We start from the raw sequence: 11,623 nt of genomic DNA on the forward strand, positions 1-11,623 counted from the left end.
TCATCTCCGTCCTCCTCAATGAAGGACTCTAGCTCAAACTGGAGGAGTTTTGGGGAGCACGTCACTGACTTCGCGAAGAACGTAGGGGAAATCGCTTACTGCGAGCGCTAGACGCGCCCGCATTGCATACGGGCAACGACGGAAACTGTAGAGAACCGGCTCAGTCATCAGCAACTTGTACTCGCCGAATTAAGCATTATCGCACCCTTACCAGTTCACGCCGAGCCGGGCATACAGATAGCGTCCGTTGAACCCGAACGGCGAATAATAAGGATACCCCACAACCCCCGTCGAATTGTTCGCCGGAATCGAGCGGTCGGGATAGACGTCGAACAAGTTGCTTGCGCCTAGCGCGATCTGGGCGCCCTTGCGCGGCTGGTAGCGCAGCTCGAGATCGCTGATCAGGTGCCGCCCCGTGCGGATGTCCGCCGCGGGCGTGGTGCCCGGCTGGTTGACGTCGCCATAATAGGTGCCGCGCAGCGTGAGCCCCATCGGGCCCTTCGCCCAGTCGATCGTGCCGGTCACCTTCTCGCCCGGGGTCCCCTGCTCGATCGTCAGCACGCGGCTTCGGGCGAAAAGCACCGGCGCCGGGTTCACCGTTGAGGTATTGGTCGGCACGCGGGTTACCACAATCTCGTTGACGTTGCTGGCCAGCGTGAAGTCGAACGCTCCCGCCGGATCGGCGGCATTGCCCAGCCGGTAATGCGCCACGGCGTCGATGCCGCGCGTCCGCGAGCGCAGGCCGTTGATGAAGAAGCGCGCCGACGGCACGTTGAACGGGTTGAGGATCGCCGCGACCTGCGGGCTGAAGCTCGCCTGGATATTTTCGGACAGGCCGAGCTGGTCGCGCAGACGGATCTCATAGGCATCGACGCTGAGGTCGAAGCCGCCCGCGCGGATCACCGTGCCGACCGAGAGGTTGGTCGACTTCTCGGGCCGAAGCGCAAGGCCGCCCAGCGCCGCCGCCACCGGCGCGGTCGAGGGGAAGGTGCCGGTCAGGATCGGCGTGCCGTTCTGGACGACCTGCGCCACGGACGTGAAATATTGCTGCTGCAGGCTCGGTGCGCGAAAGCCGGTGGAGATGGTACCGCGCAGAGCGAACCATGGTGCCACGTCGTAGCGCGCCGAGAGCTTGCCATTGGCGGTGTCGCCAAAGTCCGAATAATGCTCGCCGCGCACCGCGATGTCGACGAGGAACGCCTGCGTCACCTGCGCTTCGAGGTCGAGATAGCCCGAGACGCTGCGCCGCGAGCGCTTGATCGCGTTGACCGGCGCGAAGCCGCCAAAGCCCTGCGCGCCCGGCGACGCGCCGACGACCGCACCCGAGACCGGCGCATCATAGGAAGCCGGCTCGCCCGGCGTGATCTTGTAGCCCTCGCGCCGCCCTTCCGCACCGAACGCGAGGTTGAGCGACTGGAGCACATCGAACTTGCGACGTACGTCGAGGCCCGCCACCCACTGATCGAAGATCAACGCGCCGTCGTAGAAATTCTTGGGCGTGGCTGCGCCATAGGCATAGTTGGCGGAATTGCGCGTGCGGTAGGCGATCTTGTTGCGGCCATAGCCGGCGTGGAGATCGACGCCCCAGTCGCCGAGATCGCCCTTCACGCCCACCGCGCCGACGGCGTTCGTCGACTTGGTATTGATGATCGGGAGGAAGCCGTCCGGATAGCCGGCGAGCGCGGTGGTAGCGCTGGCCAGCCGCGGGAAGGCGGCGCTGCGCGTGTCACGATCCTGGTAGCTGCCCCAGCCATACAGGCTCCAGCCGCCGCCGATGCCCTTCCCGGCATTGATCGTGCCGGTATACTGCTCGACCTTCGGGTCGCCGAAGCGCCCGGTCACGCGGGTGGGCGTGACGCGCGGGTCGAAATCGGCCCGGTTGGTTGCCTGGCGATTCACATATTCGCCGGTGACCGTGACGAACCCGTCCTCGCCGAGCCCGAAGCCCTGCCACACCGAGGCGGTGAAGGCCGGCTCGCCGGTGGTCGAGCGGCTGCCGCGCGCCGTGTCGATATCGGTATGATAAATGCCATAGGTCGCCGAAGCCGCGCCGCCGGAGCGCGCCTCGCGCAGCCGCAAGTTGATCACCCCGGCGATCGCATCCGAACCATATTGCGCCGACGCACCGTCGCGAAGCACTTCGATCCGCTCGAGAGCCGCAGTGGGGATGGTGTTGAGGTCGACCGCTGCCGAACCGCGCCCGACAGAACCGTTGATGTTCAGCAGCGCAGAACTGTTCACCCGCACGCCGTTGACGAGCACCAGCACCTGGTCGGGCGAGAGGCCGCGCAGCGTCGCGGGGCGGATCGCATCGGTACCGTCGGTGGCCGCGGGGCGCGGGAAATCGATCGAGGGCGCGATGGCGGCGACTGCGGCGCCCAACTCGGTCGTGCCTTGGCGGCCCAGCGCCTCGCTGCTCAGTACGTCGACCGGCGATGCGGTATCGAGTCTGGAGCGGCCTTGGCTGCGTGTGCCGGTGACGACGATTTCGTCGCCGCCGCCACTCGTTGCGGCATCGACTTGCGGTTCAGCGCCGGTCTGCTGCGCTTGTGCAGCACCGGCAGTCAATGCGGCGGTGGAGGCTGCGAGCAGCAGCGCGTGGCGTAGGATACGCATGGTCTTCCCCTTGATCTCATTCTTGTCGGCGAGCGATTTCCCATCTTCGGAATGGGAATGCAGGAAAGAAAAGATTGGGGGGCAGAAACGCAGCGCGCGGCAGGTTATCGCAGGTCGAGGACGTCCTCGAACTGGGCGTTGGCGCGGTGCTGGAACGCTTCTGCGCGCCGGCGAAACGCAGCGGCGACGACCGGGTTGCCGCACGACGCGGCACGGGCGCGCTCTTCCTGGGCACGGCGTTCGAAAAAGGCGCGGGAACTCGGCAAAGGGCGTCTCCCGGACGGCAGCGCGTCCCATAGGGGCGGAGGTATGGCGTCAACAGATGCCGGGCGCCTTTCGTTCCTCAGCGTTCGGCGATGGCGCCGAGGGCCTTCGCCAGTGCGTCAAATACCACGCGGTAGCGATCACCATGGCGAAGATCCTCGTGCATCACCACCCACATCCGCAGCGGCAGATCGAACGCGTCTCGCAGGATATGAATCAGCGCAGGGTCTCGTCGTGCTGCCACGGTCTGGCAGATCCCGATTCCGAAGCCGGCGCGGATCGCCTCGAATTGCGCAGCGTCGTTGTCGACACGGAGTGCGAACGCGGATCGGTCGAAGCCCGGCAGATGGCGCATTGCCGTGCGGATGAAGGGCGTTTCGGTATCGAAGCCGATCAGGTCGTGCGCGCGCAGATCCGCGACCTCGGCGGGAATGCCCCGCCGGGCGAGATAATCGCGATGCGCATGGAAGCCGAGCCGCAGCGATCCGACCGGCCGCGCCACCAGCGCCTGCTGCTTCGGCTCGGTCATCCGCACCGCGATGTCAGCGCGACGCTGGAGCAGGTCGTCCACCGCATCGGACAGCGACAGCTCGAAGATCAGGCCCGGATAGGTTTGGCGGAGCTGCGCCAAGATGGCGGGCAGGTGCAGCACCCCCACGGCCTGGCTGGCACTGATCCGCACCACACCCTCGGGTTGGTCCGGCCGCCCCTGCGCCGTTCGCCGGAGCGCGGCGGCGGCGGCAACCAGCGCCTCGGCATGGGGATGCAGCGCCAGAGCCAGATCCGTCGGCGACAGCCCGCGTTGCGAGCGAACGAACAGGCGGCCGCCGATCGCGCGCTCCAGCATGTCGATATGCCGGGCGATACTCGGCTGGGTCATGCCCAGCGCGCGCGCCGCGGCCGAGAGCGAACCGCTGTGCAATACAGCGGCAAAGCTTCGATAGACGTCCCAACTTGGCTCAGTACTCATCTATTTTTGTATAGCGGCTAGTCGGTTTTGCGCAATTTTCGTTGCAGGCTCGACCATCGACAAGGCCTCCCGAACGATGGAGGTATGCATGACCGAAAAAACGGCACTGATCCTGGGCGCAACCGGCGGCATCGGCGGCGCGATGCGCGAGCGGCTGCGTGCCGGCGGCTGGCGTGTGAAGGCATTGACCCGCCGCGCCTCGCCGCTTCTCGAAGGCTGCGAGCAGATCATCGGCGACGCCATGGATGCCGAGGCAGTGCTGGCGGCCGCGCAGAACGCCGAGGTGATCGTCCATGCGGTGAACCCGCCCGGTTATCGCAACTGGGCAGATCTGGTACTGCCGATGATCGACAACAGCATCGCCGCTGCACGAACCACCGGCGCGCGGATCGTGCTGCCAGGCACTGTCTACAATTATGGACCCGACACCTTCCCGGTGATCGACGAGGACGCGCCCCAGCACCCGCGAACCCGGAAGGGCGCGATCCGCGTCGCGCTTGAGGAACGGCTGCGCTGCGCGGCCGAGCAGGGCGCGGCCAAGGCGTTGATCGTCCGCGCAGGGGACTATTTCGGGCCCGGTGCGGCAAATAACTGGTTCGGCCAGGCGATGGTGAACCCCGGCGCCCGGCCCCGCGTGATCCGCACCCCAGGCAAGCGCGGCATCGGCCATCAATGGGCCTATCTGCCCGATGTCGCCGAGACGATGGCGCAGCTGCTCGACCAACCTGCCTTGCCCGCCTTCGCCCGCTTCCACATGGACGGCCATTGGGACACGGACGGGCGGCAGATGGCGGAGACGATCGCGCGCGTGCTCAGCGATCCGGCGGTGCCGATCCGCCCCCTGCCCTGGTGGCAGCTCCGCCTCGCCGCGCTGGCGATGACAACGCCGCGCGAGCTGATGGAGATGCGCTATCTGTGGCAGCAGCCGATCCGGCTCCGCAACGCGCGGCTGGTCGCCACGCTCGGCGCCGAGCCCCGGACGCCGCTTGTCGAAGCCGTGGCGGCAACGCTCACGGGTCTCGGCTGCCGGTAGGCGTTCAGCCGAGGGTGAGATAGAGCTCGGCTTCGATCAACCAAGCGCCACCGATCTCGCGCCACTTGGCGGTATAGCTGCCCCGCGCCTGCACAGTCCCGTCCGCGGCCGCCACACCCTGCCACTGGCCATGCTCGAACGCGATCGGGACGACAGGCGAGACGAGCACCGTCTCCGGGATCCGGCTGTAGACGCTACGGTCGCGCGCGGCGAACTCGCGCTTCCATGCCGCGAGCTGGGCCTTGCGCCCGGTTATCACCGCGCTGTCCGTCCCGGCGACCAGCACCACGTCGGGCGCGAGCAGTGGCCCGATCGCAGCGAGGTCCGCCGCTGCCAGCGCGCGGTTGAATGCGGCGCGGGCCATGCGGATGGCGAGTTCGGGCGAGGTCTGCATCGCCGCCTGCTCTACCGCCGCCCGCACGATCGGCAAGCCTGACGCATGCGTCCAACCGCCAATCAGCCGCGACGGATTGCCAGCCGCCCGCCACCGTGTAGACTAGCGTTAATCGTCGGCTAACCGACTGAATTGGAGACTTTCCTTGACGCTGAAGCACGTCCTTCTGGCCTCTACCCTGTCGATCGCGGCGATTGCTGCCCCCGCGCTCAGCCGCAAGCCGCAGCAAACGGCCCCCGCCGCGCCGAGCGCGGAAGCAACCCGCTATGGCAGTTGGGGCTTCGACCTTGCGGGCATGGATCGCAGCGTGAAGCCGGGCGACGACTGGTATCGCTTCGTCAACGGCGCCTGGACCGATCGTACCAAGATCCCCGACGATCGCTCCTCGTTCGGCGCGTTCATCGTGCTGCGCGACCTGTCCGAGATGCGGCTGCGCGGCCTGATCGAAGGCTATAGCCCCACCGACACCGTCAACCCCGATCGCCGCAAGGCTGCGACGCTGTATCGCGGCTATATGGACGAAGCCGCGATCGAGAAGCTCGATGCGCAGCCGCTTACCCAGCGCCTCGCACCGGTCAAGGCGGCGAAGACCAAGGCAGCGCTTGCCGCGGAAATGGGTGCATCGATGGCCGGGTTCGGCGCCAGCTTCTTCGGCGTCGGCGTGAGCGACGATGCCAAGCAGCCCGATACCTATGCGCTGTACCTGCGCCAGGGCGGCCTGGGCCTCGGCGATCGCGACCTCTATCTCGATCCGAAGTTCGCGCCGCAAGTCGCGCGCTACCGCCAATATGTCGCGCAGCTGCTCGGCATGGCGGGCTGGCCCGACGCCGCGGCCGCTGCCGACAAGGTCGTCGCGATGGAGACGCGCATCGCCGAGGCGCACTGGACCCGCGCGCAGAGCCGCGATCGCGACAAGACCTACAATCCCGTCACCGTGGCCGAGCTCAAGGCGCAGGCGCCGGGCTTCGCATGGGATCCGTTCTGGGCGGCCGCGGGCCTGACCAAGGCGAGCCGGGTGATCGTCGCGCAGAACAGCGCGGTGCCGAAGATCGCGCAGGTCTTCGCCGATACCGATCTGGAAACGCTCAAGGCCTGGCAGGCTTTCCGTATCGCCGACGACATTTCGCCGCTGCTGTCGAAGCGATTCTCCGATGCGCAGTTCGACTTCCGCGCCCGCTTCCTCAACGGTCAGCCCAAGGAGCGCGATCGCTGGAAGCGCGCGGTCTCCTTCACCGAGCGCGCGATCGGCGAAGGCGTCGGCCGCGACTATGTCGCGCTGTACTTCCCGCCCGAGAGCAAGGCCAAGATGGACGTGCTGGTCGGCAATCTCCGCGTCGCGCTCGCCGGCCGCATCAAGAACCTGGCCTGGATGAGCCCGGCGACCAAAGAGCAGGCGCTCGCCAAGTTGCAGGGCTTCACCGTCAAGGTGGGCTATCCGAGCAAGTGGCGCGACTACACGGCGCTGGAGGTCCGCCCGGGAGACCTGGTCGGCAATGCCGAGCGCGCGAGCAAGTTCGAATGGGACTATCGCCGCAACCGGCTGGGTGGCCCGGTCGACAAGGCCGAGTGGGGCATGACGCCGCAGACGGTCAACGCCTATTATAACTCGGTCAAGAACGAGATCGTGTTCCCGGCGGCGATCCTGCAGCCGCCCTTCTTCGATCCCAAGGCCGATGACGCGGTCAATTATGGCGGCATCGGCGGGGTGATCGGCCACGAGATCAGCCATGGCTTCGACGACCAGGGGCGCAAGTCCGACGGCAACGGCGTGCTGCGCGACTGGTGGACCGCGGAAGATGCGACCAAGTTCGAGGCGCAGGCGGTGCGGCTGGGTGCCCAGTACGAGGCCTATAGCTTCGAGGGGCTGCCCGGCCTCCACATCAACGGTCGCGCCTCGATGGGTGAGAATATCGGCGATCTCGGCGGCGTGATGATCGCGCTCGATGCCTATCACGCCTCGCTTGGCGGCAAGCCGGCACCGGTGCTCGACGGCTTCACCGGCGACCAGCGCTTCTTCCTCGGCTGGGGCCAGGTGTGGCGCACCTTGTTCCGCAACGAGGCGCTGCGCCAGCAGCTGGTCAGCGATCCCCACTCGCCGGGGCAGATCCGTGCGGTGAACCCGCTGCGCAATGTCGACGCCTGGTATGCGGCGTGGAACATCACGCCCGAGCAGAAGCAATATGTCGCGCCCGCAGACCGCGTGCGGATCTGGTAAGTCCCCGCCGCTAGGTGCCCCTCATATGGGGCGCCTAGCGGCTGGCCAACGCGTGTGCGAGCGCGTCGGCGCCGTCGAACCGCTCCTCGCCGAGGAAGATCACCGGGGTGGTGGCGACGCCGAACTCGTCCTTCACCGCCTCGACCTCGTCACGCGTGCGCAGCACCCGGTCGTCGATGTCATAGCCGCGCTCAAGCAGCAGTTCGCGGGCGCGGACGCCGAACGGACAGACATGGTCGGGTAGCACCATGCGGTAGAGCGTTGCTTGCTTGTCATCGGCCATGGCGTTTCTCCTTGGCAGACAAATGCTTGGGCGGCGCGCCGGTTGCAGCGCGTTAGCTGCGCAGGAAGAGATTGCGGAACCAGACCGGGCCGCTGCGCGCGGCGGCGGCACGCCAGTCGTCCACCGCTTCGTCGGGATCGTAGCGGCGCGGATCGAACAGCTTGAGCCGCACCCCGCGATAGGCGGCGGCGTCATAGGTCACCAGCGTCAGCGCATGTTCGAGCGCAGTGGCGGCGACCAGCGCATGCCGATCGCTCGGCAGCGCCACTTGCCCGCGCCGCCGCGCCACCGCGGTGTCGACTGGAAGCAGATGCGCGCCGAACGCGGGCACCAGCTGGTCGTCGATCCAGCGCCGCAGCGCAGTCGCGCCGTCGCCGCGCGGTGCCTTCGCCGCCTGCGCCTCAATTTCGGCCAGGGCCAGCACCGAGACGAACAGCTGCTCGCGCGGCACCCCGCTTGCCCACGCTGCCAGTCGCGGATCGGCGGTGCCGGCGCGTGCCTTGCGCAGGTCGAGCAACACGGCGGTGTCGAGCAGGTACATTCACCAGCGTCCCGACTGGGCGTCGATCTCGAAAGGCTCGGCCGCCGCCAGTGCGTCGACGATGCTCTCGCGCTCGCCGGTAAAGGCACGGAAGCTGGCGATGCTCATCAGTACATGGGTGGGTTTGCCCCGATCGGTGATGAACACCGGCTCGGTGCGGGCGAATCGCTTCGCCGCGCTGACGTCCTGGTTGAATTCGCGGCTGCTGACCACCTTCATTCTCGGCCCCCAGACACCTCTCAGGTGTAGGTACGTACCTACCTTGTGGAACCTCGGCAACACTTCGACGGGTGCCTTTGGAAAAATGCAGGACACATGCCGATCGGCCCTTGCCCATCGCTGCGGAGCGAGCTTCCTACGGTCTCGCGCCGATGCAGCAGATGTCGGGCGCACGAGGGGATCTGACCGAATGAACGAGCTGCTGACCGGCGCCTGGCATGCGCTGACCGACGTCCTCAATCCGCACGGCCCGGCGGTGCACGCCGCCAAGACCTATGCGCCCGGCGACTTCAGCATCCATTTCTTCCTGCAGCTCGCGATCATCCTGCTCGCCTGCCGCGTGGTTGGCTGGGCGGGGCAGAAGTTCCTGAAGCAGCCCCAGGTGGTCGGCGAAATGATCGCGGGCGTGGTGCTGGGCCCCTCGCTGCTCGGGCTCTTCTTCCCCGATCTGCAGCTCGCGATCTTCCCCAAGGAGACGCGCAACGTCCTCTATGCTGGCGCGCAGCTCGGCGTCGGGCTGTACATGTTCATGGTCGGGCTGACGCTGCGGCTCGATCATTTCCAGTCCAAGGCGAAGAGCGCGGCGGGTGTCTCCGCCGCCGGAATCGCCGCGCCGTTCCTGCTCGCCGCGCTGATCACGCCCTATCTGCTCACCGTGCCGGGGCTGTTCACCGCCGGGATCAGCCAGGCCAATGCGACTTTGTTCATGGGCGCCTGCATCGCGCTGACCGCCTTCCCGATGCTCGCCCGGATCATCAACGAGCGCGGCCTCGCCAATTCGGCGCTCGGCACGCTGTCGCTCACCGCCGGCGCGTTCGACGATGCCGCCTCGTGGTGCGTGCTGGCGCTGGTGCTGGCGACCTTCGGCGCAGGCCCCGGAGTGGCGGTGCTCGCGATCGGCGGGGCAGTGCTCTACACCGGGTTCATGCTGGTCTTCGGCCGGCGCCTGCTCGCGCCGCTCGGCCGGATCGTCGAGGCGCGTGGCGAAATGACGAGCGGTGTGCTCGCGGTGACGATGATGCTGTTCTGCATGTCCGCCTTCTTCATGGACGCGATCGGCATCCATGCGATCTTCGGCGGCTTCCTGATGGGCGTGTGCATGCCCCGCGGGCTGTTCGTCGAGGAGCTCAAGCGCAAGGTCGAGCCACTCGCCGTGGTGCTGCTGCTGCCGATGTTCTTCACCTATTCGGGGCTCAACACGCGGATGGACATGGTCAACTCGCCGTCGCTGCTGCTGATCGCGCTCGGCATCCTCGCGGTCTCGGTGCTCGCCAAGTTCGGCGCCTGTTGGGCGGCGGCGCGCATGGCCGGCGAGGACAACCGCACCGCGCTCGGCATCGGCGCGTTGATGAACTCGCGCGGGCTGATGGAGCTGATCATCATCAATATCGGCCTGCAGAAGGGCATCATCGGCCCGACTCTGTTCTCGATGCTGGTGCTGATGGCGATCGTCACCACCGTCATGGCCACCCCGCTGTTCGAGGCGGTCTATGGCCGCAAGGCACGGGCGAGCGGCGAGCTGGACGCGATCGACGGCCAGCTCGCGACGGTCTAGCCGGCCATTTGGCGGATCAGCTCGCGATGCGTGGGCAGGTCCGCCACCGCCTGCTCGCCAAAGCCGCGGATGCGGGCGAACTGGCGCGCGGCGGCCTCCGCATGCGGGAAGCCCTCACGCGCGCCGGACAGGTCGGTGCAGAAGTCCATCCCGTAGAGGATGTACTGGTAATTGAAGAAGGCGAAGCTCTCGACGTCGAGCAGGAAGTCGAACCGGCTCGGCGGCCGGTGGCGCCATTGCTCGAGCAGCGCCCGCAGCGTGTCCGGGATCGACGCCGGATCGCGGTTGTCGCGCCAGAAGGGCTCCCCGCGGCGGCTGAGGCAGTAATGCAGCTTGAGGAAGTCGACGATCCGCTCGTAGCGCGCCGTCATCAGCGCGTTGAACCGCGCGGCGGGTGCATCGACGGGGCCGGCATGCGGGAACAACTCGGCGATCATTGCCGCGGCAGCTTCGATCAGCACCACGCCGGTCGCCTCCAGCGGCTCGAGGAAGCCGCCCGATAGCCCCACCGCAACGCAGTTTTTCACCCAGGGCGTGCGGCGATAGCCGGGCTCGAACTTGATCAGCCGCGCTTGGTGCGGTGCGCCGCCAAGGTGCGCGTCGAGGATGTCGGCCGCGCGGTCGTCGTCGAGGTGCGCCGAGGAATAAACGCAGCCGATGCCGCGCGCATGCTGGAGGCCGATGTCCCAGGTCCAGCCGCCCTCATGCGCGGCGGCGACGGTGGTGGTCGCGATCGGCGCCTCGGGATCGGCATAGGGCAGCTTGCAGGCGAGCGCGCGGTCGGTGAACAGCTGGTGGCGCACCGAGGTGAAGGGAGTGCCCAGCGTCTTGCCTACCAGCGCCGCCTCAAACCCCGAGCAGTCGATATACAGGTCGGCGGTGAGGCTGCCATGTTCGCGCGTCTCGATCCGGTCGATCGCGCCCTCGGCATCGGTATGGGCGGAGAAGACCTCGCCCTCCAGATGTGTCACACCCAGTTCAATTGCCCGGTCGCGCAGCAGACGCGCCAGCCGCACCGCATCGAAATGATAGGCATAGGTGAGCGGCCCGCCGAACCCCGCATCTTCCGCGCGCTTTGGCGCCCGGCCGTGTGCCGCAACGCGGTTCTGGATCGTCATTGCCTCGGCGAAGGGCGCACGTCGCGCTTCCGGCTGGAGCAGCCAATAGGGCACCAGTCCCGCGCCCTCGCTATGGAACGGCGCCTCGAACGGATGGAGGAAGCGGTGGCGGGTGCCATCGGGCTGCGGCGCGTGCAGCCAGTCGTCGAAGCGGATGCCCTGCTTGAAGGTGGCGCTCGCCTGGCGGACGAAGCTGCGCTCGTCGATGCCGAGGAACTGCAGCGTCTCGCGGATCGTCGGGAAGCCTCCCTCGCCTACCCCGACGATCCCCAGCGCTGGGGATTCCAGCAAGGTGATCGCGAAGCGCTGCTGATGCGCGACATCGAGATAGCGGGCGAGATAGGCGGCGGTGAGCCAGCCCGCGGTGCCGCCGCCCAGGATCAGGATCCGCCGCATGGGATTCATGCCCCCACGC

The 11,623-nt window shown here is 67.4% G+C and carries 11 protein-coding genes and 1 pseudogene; 3 read left to right on the forward strand and 9 right to left on the reverse strand.

Annotation, left to right across the window (positions count from 1 at the left end):
* Window positions 1-66: 66 nt before the first annotated feature.
* From RT655_RS19010 to RT655_RS19025, 4 genes and pseudogenes are all read right to left on the reverse strand, one after another.
* Window positions 67-168 (reverse strand): annotated as a pseudogene (locus RT655_RS19010) (glutathione S-transferase N-terminal domain-containing protein); the annotation flags it as partial.
* A gap of 39 nt (window positions 169-207) precedes the next feature.
* Window positions 208-2,616 (reverse strand): TonB-dependent receptor, encoded by a 2,409-nt coding sequence (locus RT655_RS19015; RefSeq protein ID WP_313540073.1) that lies wholly within the window; start codon window positions 2,614-2,616, stop codon window positions 208-210.
* 104 nt (window positions 2,617-2,720) lie between these two features.
* The gene (locus RT655_RS19020) at window positions 2,721-2,882 is read right to left on the reverse strand and encodes a hypothetical protein (protein WP_313540076.1); all 162 of its coding nucleotides are present in this window, start codon (window positions 2,880-2,882) and stop codon (window positions 2,721-2,723) included.
* A gap of 77 nt (window positions 2,883-2,959) precedes the next feature.
* Window positions 2,960-3,850: a LysR family transcriptional regulator gene (locus RT655_RS19025; RefSeq protein WP_313540079.1), complete on the reverse strand. Its 891-nt coding sequence runs from the start codon at window positions 3,848-3,850 to the stop codon at window positions 2,960-2,962.
* Between the two features lie 88 nt (window positions 3,851-3,938).
* Here RT655_RS19025 and RT655_RS19030 point away from each other — a divergent pair, with 88 nt between their 5' ends.
* Window positions 3,939-4,883, forward strand: coding sequence for an NAD-dependent epimerase/dehydratase family protein (locus RT655_RS19030; RefSeq protein WP_313540082.1), 945 nt, complete (start codon window positions 3,939-3,941; stop codon window positions 4,881-4,883).
* 4 nt (window positions 4,884-4,887) lie between these two features.
* On the opposite strand, the gene RT655_RS19035 is transcribed toward RT655_RS19030, so the two are convergent.
* Window positions 4,888-5,277 carry a nuclear transport factor 2 family protein gene (locus RT655_RS19035; protein ID WP_313540229.1) on the reverse strand — a complete coding sequence of 130 codons (390 nt, stop codon included), beginning with the start codon at window positions 5,275-5,277 and terminating at the stop codon, window positions 4,888-4,890.
* Between the two features lie 145 nt (window positions 5,278-5,422).
* Between RT655_RS19035 and RT655_RS19040 the strand changes: the two genes are divergently transcribed.
* A complete protein-coding gene (locus tag RT655_RS19040; RefSeq protein ID WP_313540085.1) occupies window positions 5,423-7,492 on the forward strand; it encodes a M13-type metalloendopeptidase in 2,070 nt (689 codons plus the stop codon).
* A 34-nt stretch (window positions 7,493-7,526) separates the two neighbouring features.
* Here RT655_RS19040 and RT655_RS19045 read toward each other — a convergent pair whose 3' ends face one another.
* From RT655_RS19045 to RT655_RS19055, 3 genes are read right to left on the reverse strand one after another with little or no spacing between them, the layout of a single operon-like run.
* On the reverse strand, window positions 7,527-7,775 hold the full coding sequence (locus RT655_RS19045) for a glutaredoxin domain-containing protein (RefSeq protein WP_313540087.1): 249 nt from the start codon (window positions 7,773-7,775) through the stop codon (window positions 7,527-7,529).
* Between the two features lie 52 nt (window positions 7,776-7,827).
* Window positions 7,828-8,316 carry a PIN domain-containing protein gene (locus RT655_RS19050; protein WP_313540090.1) on the reverse strand — a complete coding sequence of 163 codons (489 nt, stop codon included), beginning with the start codon at window positions 8,314-8,316 and terminating at the stop codon, window positions 7,828-7,830.
* Entirely contained in the window at window positions 8,317-8,535 is a 219-nt protein-coding gene (locus RT655_RS19055; protein ID WP_313540093.1) for a type II toxin-antitoxin system Phd/YefM family antitoxin, read from the reverse strand.
* 190 nt (window positions 8,536-8,725) lie between these two features.
* Here RT655_RS19055 and RT655_RS19060 point away from each other — a divergent pair, with 190 nt between their 5' ends.
* Complete coding sequence (locus tag RT655_RS19060) at window positions 8,726-10,090, forward strand: cation:proton antiporter (protein ID WP_313540096.1); 1,365 nt, start codon at window positions 8,726-8,728, stop codon at window positions 10,088-10,090.
* Here the strand turns inward: RT655_RS19060 and RT655_RS19065 are convergent.
* Window positions 10,087-11,613 carry a tryptophan halogenase family protein gene (locus RT655_RS19065; RefSeq protein WP_313540099.1) on the reverse strand — a complete coding sequence of 509 codons (1,527 nt, stop codon included), beginning with the start codon at window positions 11,611-11,613 and terminating at the stop codon, window positions 10,087-10,089. The two genes, RT655_RS19060 and RT655_RS19065, sit on opposite strands and share 4 nt — an antisense overlap.
* Between the last annotated feature and the right edge of the window lie 10 nt (window positions 11,614-11,623).

The sequence above is a fragment of the Sphingomonas sp. genome (assembly GCF_032114135.1).
GTDB lineage: Bacteria > Pseudomonadota > Alphaproteobacteria > Sphingomonadales > Sphingomonadaceae > Sphingomonas.